Below are 16,668 nucleotides of genomic sequence, written 5' to 3'. Positions count from 1 at the left end.
GGCTGGCACGTGACGATCAAGCATCCGCGGCGTCGCCGGGACGGCTCAGTCCTCGGCTTCGGCGGGTGCCGGGGCAGCGGCGTCATGGCCATCGTGGCCATTGCCGACGCGCACGTTGCGGCTGGGCACCACGGTGGAGATGGCGTGCTTGTAGACCATCTGGCTGACCTGGTTGCGCAGCAGCACCACGAACTGGTCGAACGACTCCACCGTGCCCTGCAGCTTGATGCCGTTGACCAGGTAGATGGAGACCGGAATGCGCTCTCGGCGCAAGGCGTTAAGAAATGGATCTTGCAAAGACTGTCCTTTGGACATTGTTCTGGTTCTCCCCCGTGCGAAACCGCGGTCCGGATAAAAAGCGCGCCCCGCTCCGGACCAAGCTTCAGGGATCTTAACTGCTTTTAAATGCGCCGTGAAAGGCGCATTGACCGGTGTCTTGCGGTACCCGGCGCTCTGTCACATCAAACGCTTAGCGCGACGGCCCCACAAACAGCCGCACCGCGTCGACGGCCCGTTCGGCCAGCGCCGGGAGCTCGGGATCAAGCACGCGGGCATCCAGCTCGCCGCGCAGCCAGGTCATCTGCCGCTTGGCCAGCTGGCGGGTGGCGAAAACGCCGCGCTCGCGCAGCTCGGCGGCGTCGAACAGGCCGTCAAGGTGCTGCCACGCCTGGCGATAGCCCACCGCACGGATCGCCGGCAGGTCCGCATGCAGGTCGCCGCGCGCCCGCAAGGCGCGCACCTCCTCCAGAAACCCCGCGGCCAGCATGGCGTCGAAGCGCCCCGCGATGCGCGCATGCAGCGATGCCCGGTCGGCCGGCAACAGCGCCAGCTTGAGCACCCGCCATGGAAACGACGCGCGGACGCCGGTGCCTTGCAGCTCGGACAGCGGGCGCCCGGTGAGCGCAATGACCTCCAGCGCACGCTGGATCCGCTGCGCATCGTTCGGGCCGATCCGCCCCGCCGCCACCGGGTCGCAGCCGCTCAGCCGCGCGTGCAGCTGCGGCCAGCCGATCTCGGCCGCCTCGGCGGCGAGCTGCGCACGCATGCTCGGGTCCGCCTCGGGCAATGCCGACAGCCCGTGCTGCAACGCCCGGAAGTACAGGCCGGTGCCGCCCACCAGCAACGGGACGCGACCGCGCGCGCTGATCGCATGCATCACCGGCAGCGCGTCGGCGCGGAAATCGGCCGCCGAATACGGGTCGGCAGCGTCGCGGATGTCCACCAGCGCGTGCGGGTGGCGCGCAAGCGTGGCCGGATCGGGCTTGGCGCTGCCGATGTCCAGGCCGCGGTAGACCAGCGCCGAATCGACGCTGACCAGGTCCAGCGCGAACTGCTCGGCCAGCGCGCAGGCCAGCGCGGTCTTGCCCGAGGCGGTGGGTCCCATCAAAAAGATGGCGAGGGGGCGGGTGTCGTGCGGCATCGGCCGGATTCTACCGGCGCGTCGCGCCGCCGTGCCCTGCGGGGCTGCGGTTCGGGCCGGCTGCGGCCGGAACACTGCGGTGGCACTCGTTCGGCCCCGGCCGGGGCGACCGATCTGCGGCTCAAGTCCCGTTTCGTGCGGCCGTAAGCCTTCAAGCTGCTGTTGCACGGCCGTGATGGCACACTGATCCGGGGAATCCAGGAAAATGAACACCCATGGTTTTGGCAAGGACTTTGGCCGCGGCCCGGTGTGGGTGGAATTCGCCCGCGTCGCGGACCGCGCGGGCAGCGATTCGCAGCCGCGGCGGGCGGAGCCGGTTACGATGAGCAAGCCGCCCCTCTGGCACAAGAACAACGTCGGCTTCTGGCTGGCCGTGTGCGTGGCGATCAGCGTGGTGTTCTCGCTGGTCTATCGCGCGCTGCACTGAGCTGCCGCGGCGCCGCCGCGACGCGATCGGCCGCGCCCAGGCGGCCAGACCCCGGCACGGATCGGCGCCGTCGGGGCGAACGCCTATAATGGGTGCTTGCCCCTACCCGCGGATCGATGCATGCCTCAGACGATGAAAGCCCTGGTCAAGCGCCACGCCGAACCCGGCATCTGGATGGAAGAAGTGCCCGTTCCGGAAGTCGGCCCCAACGAGGTGCTGATCAAGCTGGAAAAGACCGCCATCTGCGGCACTGATCTGCACATCTACAAGTGGGACGAGTGGAGCCAGCGCACGATCACGCCCGGCCTCACCATCGGTCACGAGTTCGTCGGCCGCATTGTGGAGATCGGCCCGGGCGTCACCGGCTATCAGGTAGGCGACCGCGTCTCTGCCGAAGGCCACATCGTCTGCGGCCACTGCCGCAACTGCCGCGCCGGCCGCCAGCACCTGTGTCCGAACACGATCGGGATCGGCGTGAACCGCAACGGCGCGTTCGCCGAATACATGACCATGCCGGCCTCGAATCTGTGGCCGATCCCGGACCAGATCCCGTCGGAGCTGGCCGCGTTCTTCGACCCCTACGGCAACGCCGCGCACTGCGCGCTGGAGTTCGACGTGATCGGCGAGGACGTGCTGATCACCGGCGCCGGCCCGATCGGCATCATCGCGGCGGGCATCTGCAAGCACATCGGCGCCCGCAACGTGGTGGTCACCGACGTCAACGACTACCGCCTCAAGCTCGCCGCCGACATGGGCGCCACCCGCGTGGTGAACGTGGCCAACCAGTCGCTGCGCGACGTGGTGAAGGACCTGCACATCCAGGGCTTCGACGTGGGCCTGGAGATGAGCGGCAACCCGCGCGCGTTCAACGACATGCTCGAGGTGATGTACCACGGCGGCAAGGTCGCCATGCTCGGCATCATGCCGCGCGGCGCCGGCATCGACTGGGACAAGGTGATCTTCAAGGGCCTCACGCTGCAGGGCATCTACGGCCGCAAGATGTACGAGACCTGGTACAAGATGACCCAGATGGTGCTGACCGGTTTCCCGCTGCAGAAGGTGCTGACGCACCAGATCGCGATCGACGATTTCCAGCGTGGTTTCGACCTGATGGACCAGGGCGTCTGCGGCAAGGTCGTCTGCAGCTGGAGCTGAGGCTCTTCCCACATACGCGCCCCTTCAACGGCCGTCATTCCCGCGAGACGCTTTATCAACAGCCGAAGGGATGGTGGGCGGAAATCCGCCTTGCTCCTCCGCCTCCCACGGCGAACATGGATTCCCGCTTTCGCGGGAATGACGGCGGGGCGAGATTGCCATTCGCGGCGTCTGCCGCCTCCCAAAACGGAGAACCCCACGTGACCTACACCGCCCGCGACCGCTACGCCGCCGAGCTCCACACCATCCGCGAGCAGGGCCTGTTCAAGGCCGAGCGCATCATCGTCTCGCCGCAGTCGGCCGAGATCGAGCTGGAAGGCGGGCGCAAGGTGCTCAACTTCTGCGCCAACAACTACCTCGGCCTGGCCGATCATCCGGACGTGATCGCCGCCGCCAAGGAGGCGCTGGACACCCACGGCTTCGGCATGGCATCGGTGCGCTTCATCTGCGGCACGCAGGATCTGCACAAGCAGCTCGAAGCCAAGATCGCCGAGTTCTTCGGCACCGAGGACACCATCCTCTACGCTGCCTGCTTCGACGCCAACGGCGGCCTGTACGAGCCGCTGCTGGGCGAGGAGGACGCGGTGATCTCCGACGCGCTCAACCACGCCTCGATCATCGACGGCATCCGCCTGTGCAAGGCCAAGCGCTTCCGCTACGCCAACTGCGACATGGCCGACCTGGAGGCCCAGCTGCAGGCCGCCGACGCCGCCGGCGCCAAGACCAAGCTGATCACCACCGACGGCGCGTTCTCGATGGACGGCTTCATCGCCCCGCTGGACCAGATCACCGCGCTGGCCGAGAAGTACAACGCGTTGGTGCACATCGACGAATGCCACTGCACCGGCTTCCTCGGCGCCACCGGCCGCGGCGCGGCCGAGGTCAACGGCGTGATGGACAAGGTCGACATCTTCACCGGCACCCTGGGCAAGGCGCTCGGCGGCGCGCTGGGCGGCTTCACCACCGGCCCGAAGGAAGTGATCGAACTGCTGCGCCAGCGCTCGCGCCCGTACCTGTTCTCCAACTCGCTGCCGCCGCATGTGGTGGCCGCGGCGATCAAGGTGTTCGACATGCTCGAAAGCGCCGGCGAGCTGCGCGCGAAGGTGCAGGAGAACACCGCCTACTTCCGCGAGCGCATGACCGCCGCCGGCTTCGACATCAAGCCGGGCGTGCACCCGATCGTGCCGGTAATGATCTACGACGCACCGAAGGCGCAGGCGATGGCCGCCGGCCTGCTGGAAGAAGGCATCTACGTCACCGGTTTCTTCTTTCCGGTGGTGCCCAAGGGTCAGGCGCGCATCCGCACCCAGATGAGTGCGGCGCACACGCGGGAGCATCTGGACCGCGCCATTGATGCGTTTACCCGCATCGGCAAGCGGCTGGGCGTGATCGACTAGACCGCTTCGCCTGCGCCGGGTGATGGCGAAGCCGCGCGGTGCTCCGATGACACCGCCGGGCTGACCGCGCCCTCATCCGCGCGGGGCCGCACCGCCGTACGGCCTTCCGTGCGGGTCATTTGCCGGGGGCAACGTCCGTCGCCGGCATCTGCCGCAGGGCAGCCACCTCGTCATCGCGAAGATGCCGCCACTGCCCTTTCGCCAGCTCGCCCAGCGGCAGCGGGCCGATTGCCACGCGGATCAGGCGCAGCACGCCGATGTCGTGGGCCGCCAGCAGCCGGCGGATGTGGCGATTGCGCCCTTCGTCGAGCACAACCTCCAGCCAGGCATTCTTCTCGCCCTCGCGCAGCACGCTGACCGCCACGGCCCCCAGCCGCTCGCCGGCATCGACCACCCCCTCGCGCAGCCGGGCCAGCAGCGCCTCATCGGGCCGGCAATCCACCTGCACGTGGTAGGTCTTGGCGACGTGACGTGCCGGCTCGGTAAGGCCGGCAGCCCATCGGGTGTCGTTGCTGAGCAGCAGCAACCCCTCACTGGCGCGATCGAGCCGGCCGACCGGCCCCAGCCACGGCAGGTCGGCGCCTTCCAGCAGGCGGTAGACGGTGTCGCGACCGCGCTCATCCGCCGCGCTCACCACCACTCCACGCGGCTTGTTCAACGCGATGTAGACGGCAGTGGCCTGACCGACCACTATCGCGTCAAGCGAGACACGCTCGGTGGCGATGTCGGTCGGCCGCTCGGGATCGAGCACCAGGCGCCCGTCCACCGTCACCCGTCCCGCCCGCACGGCCTGCTCGGCCTGGCTGCGGGAGCACACGCCGAGCTTGCTGAGCACGCGCGCCAGCCCGAAACGGGGAGTTGAACGGGCCAATGGGGCGACGCTCGGGCGGCGCGACCGGGGGGAGCGTGAGGGGGACATCCGGGAAAGCCTATCGACCCGCCGCCACTAGCAGCAAGCGCTGTCCTCAAGCGGCCGTCCGCTCCGTCGCCAGCCCCGCCCAGCTCGGCTGCGGCAGTGCATCCGCCCGCACCGTTAGACCGTACTTACGCTGACCTTTTCACCCCTTCTCTACGGTTGACCGCCTCGATGGACACGCCCACTGCGCAAGTTTCCCTGTTCAAGCGCCTGCTCACGGGCGTGGTTCGCTGGTTCGACACCAGCGTCCAGGATGAGGTGGGCGACGACGATCAACGGGTCGACTGGAGCCGGGTGATCCCCTTCATCGCCATGCACCTGGCCTGCCTGGCGGTGATCTGGGTCGGCTTTTCGTGGTTCGCGTTCTGGGTGGCGCTGGGGTTGTACGCGATTCGCATGTTCGCGATCACGGCGTTCTACCACCGGTATTTTTCGCACCGCGCGTTCAAGGCGTCGCGGCCGGTGCAATTTGCGTTCGCGCTGATCGGCGCCAGCGCGGTGCAGCGCGGGCCGCTGTGGTGGGCGGCGCACCACCGCAACCATCACCGCCATGCCGACACCCCGGCGGACGTGCATTCGCCCGTGCAGCACGGCTTCGTGCACAGCCACATGGGCTGGTTCCTCAGCCGCGCAGGGTTTCGCACCGACTGGTCGAAAATTCCCGATCTGGTGAAGTTTCCCGAGCTGCGCCTGCTCGACCGCTTCGACCTGCTGGTGCCGGTGGCGCTGGCGGTGGGCCTGTTCTTCCTCGGCCGCTGGCTGGGCGTGGCGCACCCGGAACTGGGCACCAACGGGCCGCAGCTGCTGGTGTGGGGGTTTTTCATCTCCACCATCGTGTTGTTCCACGTGACGGTAACGATCAACTCGCTGGCCCACCGCTTCGGCAGCCGCCGCTTCGCTACCCGCGACAACAGCCGCAACAACTGGCTGCTGGCGATCCTTACCTTCGGCGAGGGCTGGCACAACAACCATCACCACTTCCCGGGCTCGGCGCGGCAGGGTTTCCGCTGGTGGGAGGTCGACCTGACTTTCTACATCCTGCGGACGATGGCGGTGTTCGGGCTGGTGCGCGAGCTCAAGGCGGTACCGGCCGGCCTCAAGCGCAGCGGGCGCTGAGATCGCCATGCGCATAGCAGTCATTGGTGGCGGTATCTCGGGCATGGCCTCGGCGTGGCTGCTGTCGCGCGAGCATCAGGTGGACCTGTACGAAGCCAACGCCTACATCGGCGGCCACACGCACACCCACGACGTCAGCTCGAACGGCCGCCCCTACGCGGTGGACAGCGGCTTCATCGTGTTCAACCCGGACAACTACCCGCTCCTGAGCCGGCTGTTCGCCGAGCTCGGCGTGGATTCGCAGCCGACCACGATGAGCTTCGCCGTGCACGACGAGGCGAGCGGCTTCGAGTACGGCACCACCACCGTCGACGCGCTGTTCTGCCAGCGCCGCAACCTGCTCTCGCCGGCGTTCTACGGCATGGTGCGCGACCTCACCCGGTTCTACCGCGAGTCGCCGGCGCTGCTGCAGACCACCGACGCCGGCCCGACCCTGGGCGACTACCTGCGCGAGCGCCGCTACGGCGCAATGTTCCGCGATCGCCACATCGTGCCGATGGCCTCGGCGCTGTGGTCTTCGCCCAGCGACAAGGTGCTCGACTTCCCCGCGCGTTACCTCGTGCAGTTCATGGCCAACCACCACATGCTGCAGGTCGAAGGCCGGCCGCAGTGGCGCGTGGTGCGCGGTGGTTCCACCCGTTACGTCGACGCCCTGCGCAAGCGCTGGAACGTCACCGAACGCATCGCCTGTCCGGTGCGAGAGGTGCGGCGGCACGCCGACGGTGTGGAAGTGACCTCCCTGGCCGGCAGCGAGCGCTACGACCACGTCGTGCTGGCCTGCCACAGCGACGAGGCGCTGCCGCTGCTGGTCCAGCCAACGACGGCGGAGCGCGAGGTGCTCGGCGCCATCCGCTACCAGGAGAACGACACGGTGCTGCACACCGACACGCGCCTGCTGCCCAAACGGCGCAAGGCGTGGTCAGCATGGAACGTCCTCATTCCGAGCAAGCCCGGCGACGCGTGCACGGTGACCTACTGCATGAACCTGTTGCAGTCGCTTGATGCCTCGGAGACGTTCTGCGTCTCGCTCAACTGCACCGACCGGATCGATCCGGCCAAGGTGCTGCGCCGCATGCGCTATGCGCATCCGGAATACAGCCATGCGTCGGTGGCGGCGCAGCAGCGCAAGGGCGAGATCCAGGGCAAGGATCGGGTCTGGTTCGCCGGTGCCTACTGGGGCTGGGGTTTCCACGAGGACGGCATGCGCAGCGCGGTGGAAGTGACACGCGCACTCGGAGTGCAGTGGTGAATTCGGCGCTGCGCCAGTCGGCGGCCGGAGGGGCGGTTGCATCCGCGCCACGAAAGGTCGAGGACACCGATACCGTGGCGCGCCTGCCGGCCAGCGCCATCTACGAGGGCTGGGTGCGCCATCGGCGTCATGCGCCGCGCGCCCACGCGTTCCGGTACCGCATGGCGATGCTGTACCTGGATCTGGCCGAGCTGCCCACGCTGTTCGCACGGCGCTGGCTGTGGTCGAGCGATCGCCGCAACCTGGCCGAGTTCCGCCGCAGCGACTATCTCGGCCCGGTGGATCTGCCGCTGGACGAAGCCGTGCGCCAACGCGTGGCCGCGCATACCGGCGTGCGTCCGGCCGGCCCGATCCGGCTGCTCACCCACCTGCGCTACGGCGGCCACGTGTTCAACCCGGTGAGCTTCTACTACTGCTATGCCGCGGATGGCCGCACGCTGGAAACCGTCGTCGCCGAAATCACCAACACGCCGTGGAAGGAGCGCCACGCCTACGTGCTGCCACTGGCCGAGGGCCGCACACGCGGCACGGTGGCGGCCTGGGCGTTCGACAAGACCTTCCATGTGTCGCCGTTCATGCCGATGGCCCGTCGCTACGACTGGCGCTTCGGCATCCCGGGGGACGTGTTGCGCGTACACATGAACGTGCTTGACGGCGACCGTCGCGACTTCGACGCCACGCTGGTGCTGGAACGCCGACCGCTGGACGGTGCCGGCCTGGCCCGCGTGCTGTGGCGCTACCCGCTGATGACACTGCAGGTGGTGTGGGCGATTCACTGGCAGGCCCTGAAGTTGTGGCTCAAGCGCGTACCCGTTCACGACCATCCCGAGCATCACGAGAAATGACCATGGATATCGAATTGAGCACCGCCGCCGAGGAGATGCCGGCCATCGCCACGCAGCCGGGCAGCCTGGAGCGCATGCTGCGCGGCCGCCTGCTGGCGCAGATGGGCCAGCTCAAGGGCTGTCGCCTGACCCTGGACGACGCGGTCGACTCGGTGGAGCTGGGCACGCCGATCGCCGGCGAGGAGCCGCTGCGCGTGCACCTGCGCGTGCTCGATCCGCGCTTTTACCGGCTGGTGGCCGCCAACGGCAGCGTGGGCGCCGGCGAGGCCTACATCGAGGGCATGTGGCGCTGCGACGACCTGGTGGCGCTGATCCGCATCATGGTGCGCAACCGCGACCTGCTCGACGGCATGGAAAGCGGCCTGGCGCGCCTCGGCGGACTGGCGATGAAGGCGTGGCACGCGCTCAACCGCAACACGCGCTCGGGCAGCCGGCGCAACATCGCCGCGCACTACGACCTGGGCAACAACCTGTTCGGCCTGTTCCTGTCGCCGGACCTGATGTACTCCTCGGCGATCTACGCGGACGAGAGCGAGTCGCTGGAGACGGCCTCCACCCGCAAGCTCGACCGCATCTGCCAGAAGCTCGACCTCTCGCCAGCCGACCACGTGCTGGAGATCGGCACCGGCTGGGGCGGATTCGCGATCCACGCGGCCAGCCGCTATGGCTGCCGCGTCACCACCACCACGATTTCGCGCGAGCAGTTCGACCTGGCCACCCAGCGTGTGGCCGAGGCGGGGCTCGGCGACCGCGTCGAGATCCTGCTCAACGACTACCGCGACCTCACCGGCCGCTACGACAAGCTGGTGTCGATCGAGATGATCGAGGCGATCGGTGCCGGCTTCATGCCGACCTACTTCAGCGCCATCTCGCGCCTGCTGAAGGACGACGGCATGGCGCTGATCCAGGCCATCACCATCGAGGATCACCGCTACGAGCAGGCGCTGAAGTCGGTCGACTACATCAAGCGCTATGTGTTCCCCGGCAGCTTCATTCCGTCGGTGAGCGCAATGCTCGGCGCGGCGCGCAAGTCCAGCGACCTGCGCCTGTTCCACCTGGAGGACATCGGGCCGAGCTACGCGCTGACCCTCAAGGCGTGGCGCGAGCGCTTCATGGGGCGCCGTGCCGAAGTGATCAACGCCGGCTACGACGAGCGCTTCGTTCGCATGTGGGAGTTCTACCTGGCGTACTGCGAGGGCGGCTTCCGCGAGCGCTCGATCGGCGACGTGCAGATGCTGCTGACGCGGCCGGGATGCCGCCGGGCCTCGTTCCTGCCCGACCTGCCCTCTTCCGCCGCCGCCTGACGACGCAGCGATGAAAGTCTGGGCCAACGCCATTGCCTACCAGCTGGTGTGGTTTGCCGCCATCTGGGGCGCGTCCACCGGCTACTGGTGGGCTGCGCCGCTGGCGCTGCTTCCCTTCGCCGTCTGGTACCTGAGCCGCCCGGACGGTCGCGTCGACGCGTGGCTCATGCCGCTGGCGGTGCTGCTGGGCCTGGCGCTGGATTCGGCGCTGGCGGCCACTGACCTGGTTGCCTATGCCTCGGCCGTACCGTCGGCACACGCGGCCCCGGTCTGGATCATCTCGATCTGGGCGGCTTTCTCGCTGACCCTGCGCCACAGCTTCCGCTTTCTGCATGGCAGACCGCTGCTGGCAGCGGTGGTCGGCGCCATCGGCGCGCCCATGGCATATCTGGCTGCGGCCCGCGGATGGCACGCGGTCGCATTTCCACGTGGCGTCGCGCCGGCAATGATCGCGCTGGGCCTCGGTTGGTGCGTTGCGCTGCCCTCGCTCATCACGCTGGCGCAGCGATTCGAACGGCGGTCGTCATCGGCCATCGCGCGGGAGCATGCACATGTGGCATGACTTCGGCTGGCAGATCCTCACCGTCTGGCTGGTTACCGCCACCGCCATGTCGGCGGGGTGGGCGGTGCAGTACCGCAGCCGGGACGCGACGCTGGTCGACGCGATCTGGACCGCCACCATGGGCCTCAGCGCAGTTTTCTACGCGCTGGTGGGCGACGGATCACCTGCCGTGCGCGGCCTGATGGCAACGCTGGCCGGGCTGTGGTCGCTGAGGCTGTTGCTGCATCTGCTGCAGCGCATCCGGCATGAAGACGAAGACGGACGTTACCAGTATCTGCGCCGGCACTGGCGGGACAACCAGGCCAAATTCTTCGGCTTCTTCCAAGCGCAGGCGCTGTTCACGACGATCTTCTCGCTGCCGTTCCTGGCGGTGGCAGCGACGCCCGGAGCAGGCATTTCCACGCCCTTGATCGTGGGCACGCTGGTGTGGCTGGGCAGCCTTTATGGCGAGTCGGTCGCCGACCGGCAGCTGGCGCGATTCCGCGGGGAGCCGGCCCACCGCGGCCACACCTGCCGCACCGGGTTGTGGCGCTACTCGCGGCACCCGAACTATTTCTTCGAATGGACGCACTGGTTCGCCTACGTGCTGCTGGCCTGGGGTTCGCCGATCGCGTGGCTGGCGTGGTTGGGCCCGGTGCTGATGCTGGTGTCGCTGTACCGCTTCACCGGCATCCCCTTTACCGAGGCGCAGGCGCTGCGCAGCCGCGGCGACGACTACCGCCAGTATCAACGCACCACCAGCGCCTTCATTCCCTGGCTACCGAAAGAACAAGGATCGACCCCATGACCGACAGCCTGGCCGCACCGCAAGACGCCATCGAACAGACCCGGGAGCACGGGCTCACCCACCTGGCCGAGCTGGGGCTGGTTCCCGACGCGCTGCTGCGACTGGGTATTCGCCGCCTGTGCGCGCAGCGCCTGCGTGAAGAGAGCGCAGGTGGTGCCGAGGCCACCTGGCAGCGGTTCCGGGCGCAGCTGGAACAGCTGCGCCAGAGCCCGCTGGCGATCCACACCGATGCCGCCAACCGCCAGCATTACGAGTTGCCGCCACGGTTCTTCGAACTGTGCCTGGGCGAGCGCCTCAAGTATTCCAGCTGCTATTACCCCGAAGGCACCGAGACGCTCGACCAGGCCGAAGAGAAGATGCTCGCCCTCTACGGCGAGCGGGCCGAGCTGGCAGATGGACAACAGATCCTCGAACTCGGCTGCGGATGGGGCTCGCTTACGCTGTGGATGGCCGAGCGCTTTCCCACATCGCAGATCACGACCGTCTCCAACTCACGCCCCCAGCGCGAGCACATCGAGGCGCGCTGCCGCGAGCGCGGCCTGCACAACGTGCGGGTCATCACCGAAGACGTGAACCGGCTCGAACTGGACGTGGGGCAATTCGACCGGGTGGTGTCGGTGGAGATGTTCGAGCACGTGCGCAACTACCAGATCCTGCTGCAACGCATTTCAAGCTGGCTGCGTCCCGGCGGCAAGCTGTTCGTGCACATTTTTTGCCACCGCGAACTGATGTATCCGTTCGAGACCGAGCGTGACGACGACTGGATGGGGCGCCATTTCTTCACCGGCGGCCTGATGCCGGCAGCGGATACCTTCATGCATTTTCAGCAGCACATGGTGATCGAGCAGCAATGGCGCCTCGCCGGCACCCATTATGAAAAGACCTCAAATCACTGGCTGGCCAACCAGGATGCCCACCGCGAGGAAATCCTCGACGTGCTGGCAGGAACGTATGGAGAGGCTGCCGCACAGCTGTGGCACCAGCGCTGGCGCATGTTCTGGATGGCCTGCGCGGAACTGTTCGGTTTTGCAGGCGGCAACGAATGGCTGGTGGGACATTACCGGTTCCAACGTCGCACCGAATGAACCACGTACCGCGTGCATGAAATCCAGCCCGGCCTGTCCGGGCTTTTTGTTGCGTTGCCGACGCGCCCACGACCTGCCGGGCCAGCCGTGCCACTTGGCCAGCTATCGAGCAGCCAGTTTTCAGGGAAAACAAAAAAAGAAGCCCGGCAATGCCGGGCTTCTTCGTGGCTACTGCGGCGGTTCTTACTGCTGAACCTGCAGCTCCGTGCGACGGTTACGGGCGCGGCCGGCGTCCGTGTCGTTGGTGTCGACCGGATCGTTCTCGCCGTGCCCGATCGGGCCTTCCAGACGGCTCGCGTCGATGCCGTGCGCCGTCAGGTAGTCGTACACGATCTTCGCGCGACGCTCCGACAGGCTCTGGTTGTACTCGTCCGTACCCTTCGAGTCGGTGTAGCCGGCGACGGTCACGTGCACCTGCGGGTAGCGCTGCAGGGTGTCCACGGCCTGGTCGAGGATGGCGACCGAGTCGGAGCTCGGCTCGGCCAGCGACTTGGCGATCTCCGAAGCGTCGACGGCACCCTTCTTCGGGTAGTCGAACTTGAAGTTCACGCCGCGCAGGTCGATCACGACCTTCTGCGGGCAACCGTCCGGGCCGACGATGGTGCCAGCCGGCGTGGCCGGGCACTTGTCGTCGCAGTCGTTGACCTGGTCGTTGTCGCTGTCCAGCGTGGAGCAGTCCGGGGTGGTCGGAGCCACCGGGGCCGCTTCCGGTGCCGGAGCGGCCGGCGGCGCACCGAAGCGCGACACGATGCTGAAGCCCAGGAACCAGTCGCCGTAGCCGTCCTGCGCCGGCTGGCTCTTGTCGTCCCAGTCGTAGCGGTAGCCGGTCTCGATGCGGACGTCCGAGCTGTCGGTCACCGTCTTGGACACGCCCACGCCCAGCTCGGCAGCCGGCGAGAAGCCGCTGTCACCGCGGTTGTGGTGGTTGCTGCCCATCACGCCGGCCAACACGTACGGACGCCATGCGTTCCACTCGCCGCGATAGAAGCGGGCTGCGACGCCATAGCTGTTGTTCGACCAGCTGCCGCCGCCGACGGCGGCATCCACGTCGCGCTTGGTGCGGTCGATGAACAGGTCGATCGACGCGTCCGGCGAGATGAAGCGGCCCACGCCCAGCCCGTAATAGATCTGGCGGCTGTTCGTGTTGCGATCGGTATCGTTGTAATACCCACCAATGGTCGGCGCGATGTACCAGCGATCGTCGTAGCTCGACGACGAATCCATGCTCGGTGCACTGTCCGCCGGCGCCATATCCTGCGCGTGAGCGGCACCCACGCCGCCCAGGGCCAAAGCAATCAGAAAATACAAGCCCTTACGTTTCATCAGGTGTCTCCTTGGATTATTTGTTTTTGCACGCGTTTCACGTTAGACGGAATCGCACGTCAGGACAGCTGCAGAAGCCGACGTATTTCAGGCCTGCATGGCCTGGCATTCGCACCGCAAGCGGACGCAAGTGTATCAAAACCGTTAAGTACGGGAATGCCGCGTACTGAAACCTCGCTCAGACGGTGAGGTCTTGTTCAGGAACCACGATCAAACGAGGGACTCACCGGCAAAAAGAAAAGGGCCCGGCGATGCCGGGCCCCTTTTTGCTACTGCAAGTGCCTGCGCTTACTGCTGAACCTGCAGCTCCGTGCGACGGTTACGGGCGCGACCCTGCTCGGTGTCGTTGGGAGCGACCGGGTTGTTCTCGCCGTGGCCGATCGGGCCTTCCAGACGGCTCGCATCGATGCCGTGCCCGGTCAGGTAGTCGTACACGATCTTCGCGCGACGCTCCGACAGGCCCTGGTTGTATGCGTCCGTGCCGATGGCATCGGTGTAGCCGGCGACGGTCACGTGCACCTGCGGGTAGCGCTGCAGGGTGTCCACGGCCTGGTCAAGGATGGCGACCGAATCGGAGCTCGGCTCAGCCAGCGACTTGGCGATCTCCGAAGCGTCGACGTGACCCTTCTTCGGGTAGTCGAACTTGAAGTTCACGCCGCGCAGGTCGATCACCACCTTCTGCGGGCAGCCATCCGGGCCCACGATGGTGCCAGCCGCCGTGGCCGGGCACTTGTCATCGCAGTCGTTGACCTGGTCGTTGTCGCTGTCCAGCGTGGAGCAGTCCGGGGTGGCCGGAGCCACCGGGGCCGCTTCCGGTGCCGGAGCCGCCGGCGGCGCGCCGAAGCGCGACACGATGCTGAAGCCCAGGAACCAGTCGCCGTAGCCGTCCTGCGCCGGCTGGCTCTTGTCGTCCCAGTCGTAACGGTAGCCGGTCTCGATGCGGACGTCCGAGCTGTCGGTCACCGTCTTGGATACGCCCACGCCCAGCTCGGCAGCCGGCGAGAAGCCCTGGTCGCCGCGATTGTGGTGGTTGCTGCCCATCACACCGGCCAGCACGTACGGACGCCATGCGTTCCAGTCGCCGCTGTAGAAGCGGGCTGCGACGCCGAAGCTGTTGTTCGACCAGCTGCCGCCGCCGACGGCGGCATCCACGTCGCGCTTGGTGCGGTCGACGAACAGATCGATCGATGCATTCGGCGAAATGAAGCGGCCCACGCCCAGCCCGTAATAGATCTGGCGGCTGTTCGTGTTGCGATCGGTATCGTTGTAATACCCACCAATGGTCGGCGCGATGTACCAGCGATCGTCATAGCTCGACGAGTCCATGCTCGACGAGTCCATGCTCGAGGCATTGTCGGCCGGCGCCATATCCTGCGCGTGAACGGCACCTACGCCGCCCAGGGCCAAAGCAATCAGAAAATACAAGCCCTTACGTTTCATCAGGTGTCTCCTTGGTGGTTTCCGAATCAGATCTTCAGGGGCCGCGAACAAAACCATTCGAACGGAGCAAACGCTCCACGTCAGCTTTGAAAAACCCTTTGCGGCCGGCACCCTTAAGACAAAAGCGATTATCGGGTCACGCCGTCTTTACAATGTGAAAAGTTCCACGAAACGCTGAACGCGCATCGAATCCAGCGTTTGAGCGTCGCTGCAAGCCTGCTCGATGAGCGCGGCACGCTGGGCCGGAAAGTGAGCCCGCACCGCGTTCTGGAACTTCTTCAGCAGCAACGGCACGCCCTCTGCCCGCCGCTTGCGATGCCCTATCGGCACATCGATGGCGACCCGCCCCGTGCTTGAGCCGTCCCTGAAAAAGACTTCGACGGCATTACCGATATAGCGCCTGTCGGGGTCCTGATAATCGCGGGTGAATTGAGGATTCTCGCGCACGATCATTCGCTCCCGCAACGCGTCGATGCGCGAATCGGACGCTACGTCGTCGCCGTAATCTTCGGCACGGAGACGGCCAAACAACAGCGGCACCGCCACCATGTACTGAATGCAATGGTCGCGATCGGCATAATTGGCCAGTGGACCGGTCTTGTCGATGATGCGCTGACCTGCCTCCTGGGTTTCGATCACCACCTTTTCGATCTGATCGATCCGGTCCACCACACGATCGTGCAGCTGCATGGCGCATTCCACTGCCGTCTGTGCGTGGAATTCGGCTGGATAGCTGATCTTGAACAGCACGTTCTCCATGACATAGCTGCCGAACGTGCGCTCGAATTCGAACGGGCGGCCGTGGAAGGCCACGTCGTAGTAGCCCCAGGTCGGAGCGCTCAGCGCGGACGGATAGCCGGCCACGCCGCGCTCCACCGCATTGATGGCGTGGATCACCGCGCGGCGGCAGGCATCTCCCGCTGCCCAGCTCTTGCGTGGTCCCGCGTTGGGTGCGTGCCGATAGGTGCGCAGCGCGCCGTTGTCGATCCAGCTGTTGGACACGGCGGCGACGATCTGCTGCCTGGTGCCGCCCAACATGGCCGTCGCCACCGCGGTGGAGGCCAGCCGCACCAGAATCACGTGATCCTGCCCGACCCGATTGAAGCTGTTCTTCAACGCGTAGCAGCCCTGGATCTCGTGCGCCTTGATGGCCCAGGTCAGCACGTCGCGGACGGTCAGTTCTGTACCGCCATCGCGTTGCGCGCGACGATCGAGGTAGTCGGCGACCGCCAGGATCGCTCCGAGGTTGTCCGATGGATGCCCCCACTCGGCGGCAAGCCAGGTGTCGTTGAAGTCCAGCCAACGGATCTGCGTGCCGATGGCGAAGGCTGCCTGCACCGGGTCGAGTTCGTGGCTGGTGCCCGGGACCCGCGAGCCACCGGGCAACGTCGCCCCCGGCACGATCGGCCCGAGATGCTTCACGCACTCCGGAAACTTCATCGCCAGCATCGCGCTGGCGAGTGAGTCGAGCAGCATGAGACGCGCGGTATCGTATGCCTCGCTGGAATCGATCACGTGATCGACGACATAGTCGGCGACATCCACCAGCGGCTGGTCCGGATCGGGACGTCTGGCAGAGCGGCTGTCGTGGGTGGTCATGCATTCGACTCCTGGCGTCAGGCGGCCACCGCATCGGCACCAC

General features: G+C 66.7%; 15 protein-coding genes. 9 read left to right on the top strand and 6 right to left on the bottom strand.

Annotation, left to right across the window (positions count from 1 at the left end):
* Positions 1–45: 45 nt before the first annotated feature.
* Positions 46–315 carry an RNA chaperone Hfq gene (gene hfq, locus VFG40_RS09915; RefSeq protein ID WP_324897189.1) on the bottom strand — a complete coding sequence of 90 codons (270 nt, stop codon included), beginning with the start codon at positions 313–315 and terminating at the stop codon, positions 46–48.
* Positions 316–469: 154 nt separating this feature from the next.
* Positions 470–1,420, bottom strand: coding sequence for a tRNA (adenosine(37)-N6)-dimethylallyltransferase MiaA (gene miaA, locus VFG40_RS09910; RefSeq protein ID WP_324897188.1), 951 nt, complete (start codon positions 1,418–1,420; stop codon positions 470–472).
* Positions 1,421–1,967: 547 nt separating this feature from the next.
* Between miaA and tdh the strand changes: the two genes are divergently transcribed.
* Both tdh and kbl read left to right on the top strand, forming a co-directional pair.
* Complete coding sequence (gene tdh / locus VFG40_RS09905) at positions 1,968–3,002, top strand: L-threonine 3-dehydrogenase, zinc-binding type (RefSeq protein ID WP_324897187.1); 1,035 nt, start codon at positions 1,968–1,970, stop codon at positions 3,000–3,002.
* Between the two features lie 200 nt (positions 3,003–3,202).
* Positions 3,203–4,399, top strand: a complete 1,197-nt coding sequence (gene kbl, locus VFG40_RS09900) for a glycine C-acetyltransferase (protein WP_324897186.1) — start codon at positions 3,203–3,205, stop codon at positions 4,397–4,399.
* A 115-nt stretch (positions 4,400–4,514) separates the two neighbouring features.
* Here the strand turns inward: kbl and VFG40_RS09895 are convergent, their stop codons facing one another.
* Positions 4,515–5,318, bottom strand: coding sequence for a pseudouridine synthase (locus VFG40_RS09895; RefSeq protein WP_324897185.1), 804 nt, complete (start codon positions 5,316–5,318; stop codon positions 4,515–4,517).
* Between the two features lie 168 nt (positions 5,319–5,486).
* On the opposite strand from VFG40_RS09895, the gene VFG40_RS09890 reads away from it, so the two are divergent.
* Genes VFG40_RS09890 through VFG40_RS09860 form a run of 7 tightly spaced genes read left to right on the top strand, consistent with a single transcriptional unit; the run spans position 5,487 to position 12,263 of the window.
* Positions 5,487–6,431 carry an acyl-CoA desaturase gene (locus VFG40_RS09890; protein WP_324897184.1) on the top strand — a complete coding sequence of 315 codons (945 nt, stop codon included), beginning with the start codon at positions 5,487–5,489 and terminating at the stop codon, positions 6,429–6,431.
* 7 nt (positions 6,432–6,438) lie between these two features.
* On the top strand, positions 6,439–7,680 hold the full coding sequence (locus tag VFG40_RS09885) for an NAD(P)/FAD-dependent oxidoreductase (RefSeq protein WP_324897183.1): 1,242 nt from the start codon (positions 6,439–6,441) through the stop codon (positions 7,678–7,680).
* Entirely contained in the window at positions 7,674–8,525 is an 852-nt protein-coding gene (locus VFG40_RS09880; RefSeq protein ID WP_414649283.1) for a DUF1365 domain-containing protein, read from the top strand. The genes VFG40_RS09885 and VFG40_RS09880 overlap by 7 nt, the downstream gene beginning before the upstream one ends.
* Before the next feature lie 35 nt (positions 8,526–8,560).
* The gene (locus VFG40_RS09875; RefSeq protein ID WP_324897413.1) at positions 8,561–9,829 is read left to right on the top strand and encodes a class I SAM-dependent methyltransferase; all 1,269 of its coding nucleotides are present in this window, start codon (positions 8,561–8,563) and stop codon (positions 9,827–9,829) included.
* A 10-nt stretch (positions 9,830–9,839) separates the two neighbouring features.
* Positions 9,840–10,391: a DUF2878 domain-containing protein gene (locus VFG40_RS09870; RefSeq protein WP_324897182.1), complete on the top strand. Its 552-nt coding sequence runs from the start codon at positions 9,840–9,842 to the stop codon at positions 10,389–10,391.
* Entirely contained in the window at positions 10,381–11,178 is a 798-nt protein-coding gene (locus VFG40_RS09865) for a DUF1295 domain-containing protein (RefSeq protein ID WP_324897181.1), read from the top strand. The genes VFG40_RS09870 and VFG40_RS09865 overlap by 11 nt, the downstream gene beginning before the upstream one ends.
* Positions 11,175–12,263 carry an SAM-dependent methyltransferase gene (locus tag VFG40_RS09860; RefSeq protein WP_324897180.1) on the top strand — a complete coding sequence of 363 codons (1,089 nt, stop codon included), beginning with the start codon at positions 11,175–11,177 and terminating at the stop codon, positions 12,261–12,263. The genes VFG40_RS09865 and VFG40_RS09860 overlap by 4 nt, the downstream gene beginning before the upstream one ends.
* Before the next feature lie 183 nt (positions 12,264–12,446).
* Here VFG40_RS09860 and VFG40_RS09855 read toward each other — a convergent pair whose 3' ends face one another.
* The 3 genes from VFG40_RS09855 to VFG40_RS09845 all read right to left on the bottom strand — a co-directional run bounded on the left by VFG40_RS09855 (position 12,447) and on the right by VFG40_RS09845 (position 16,625).
* Positions 12,447–13,586: an OmpA family protein gene (locus VFG40_RS09855; protein WP_324897179.1), complete on the bottom strand. Its 1,140-nt coding sequence runs from the start codon at positions 13,584–13,586 to the stop codon at positions 12,447–12,449.
* 288 nt (positions 13,587–13,874) lie between these two features.
* Positions 13,875–15,026, bottom strand: coding sequence for an OmpA family protein (locus VFG40_RS09850; protein ID WP_324897178.1), 1,152 nt, complete (start codon positions 15,024–15,026; stop codon positions 13,875–13,877).
* A gap of 147 nt (positions 15,027–15,173) precedes the next feature.
* Positions 15,174–16,625: a bifunctional 2-methylcitrate dehydratase/aconitate hydratase gene (locus tag VFG40_RS09845; protein WP_324897177.1), complete on the bottom strand. Its 1,452-nt coding sequence runs from the start codon at positions 16,623–16,625 to the stop codon at positions 15,174–15,176.
* Positions 16,626–16,668 lie beyond the last annotated feature (43 nt).

Origin of the sequence: Dyella sp. (assembly GCF_035685805.1) — a bacterium.
Lineage (GTDB): Bacteria > Pseudomonadota > Gammaproteobacteria > Xanthomonadales > Rhodanobacteraceae > Dyella_A.
The sequence above is the reverse complement of the archived record's forward strand: the minus strand, read 5'-3'. Positions and strand labels throughout refer to the sequence as shown.

What these genes read in the sequence shown, in the direction of transcription:
- hfq (WP_324897189.1), bottom strand. Translation starts at nt 315, where the DNA reads ATGTCCAAAGGACAGTCTTTGCAAGATCCATTTCTTAACGCCTTGCGC.
- miaA (WP_324897188.1), bottom strand. Translation starts at nt 1,420, where the DNA reads ATGCCGCACGACACCCGCCCCCTCGCCATCTTTTTGATGGGACCCACC.
- tdh (WP_324897187.1), top strand. Translation starts at nt 1,968, where the DNA reads ATGCCTCAGACGATGAAAGCCCTGGTCAAGCGCCACGCCGAACCCGGC.
- VFG40_RS09895 (WP_324897185.1), bottom strand. Translation starts at nt 5,318, where the DNA reads ATGTCCCCCTCACGCTCCCCCCGGTCGCGCCGCCCGAGCGTCGCCCCA.
- VFG40_RS09890 (WP_324897184.1), top strand. Translation starts at nt 5,487, where the DNA reads ATGGACACGCCCACTGCGCAAGTTTCCCTGTTCAAGCGCCTGCTCACG.
- VFG40_RS09885 (WP_324897183.1), top strand. Translation starts at nt 6,439, where the DNA reads ATGCGCATAGCAGTCATTGGTGGCGGTATCTCGGGCATGGCCTCGGCG.
- VFG40_RS09875 (WP_324897413.1), top strand. Translation starts at nt 8,561, where the DNA reads ATGCCGGCCATCGCCACGCAGCCGGGCAGCCTGGAGCGCATGCTGCGC.
- VFG40_RS09870 (WP_324897182.1), top strand. Translation starts at nt 9,840, where the DNA reads ATGAAAGTCTGGGCCAACGCCATTGCCTACCAGCTGGTGTGGTTTGCC.
- VFG40_RS09865 (WP_324897181.1), top strand. Translation starts at nt 10,381, where the DNA reads ATGTGGCATGACTTCGGCTGGCAGATCCTCACCGTCTGGCTGGTTACC.
- VFG40_RS09860 (WP_324897180.1), top strand. Translation starts at nt 11,175, where the DNA reads ATGACCGACAGCCTGGCCGCACCGCAAGACGCCATCGAACAGACCCGG.
- VFG40_RS09855 (WP_324897179.1), bottom strand. Translation starts at nt 13,586, where the DNA reads ATGAAACGTAAGGGCTTGTATTTTCTGATTGCTTTGGCCCTGGGCGGC.
- VFG40_RS09850 (WP_324897178.1), bottom strand. Translation starts at nt 15,026, where the DNA reads ATGAAACGTAAGGGCTTGTATTTTCTGATTGCTTTGGCCCTGGGCGGC.
- VFG40_RS09845 (WP_324897177.1), bottom strand. Translation starts at nt 16,625, where the DNA reads ATGACCACCCACGACAGCCGCTCTGCCAGACGTCCCGATCCGGACCAG.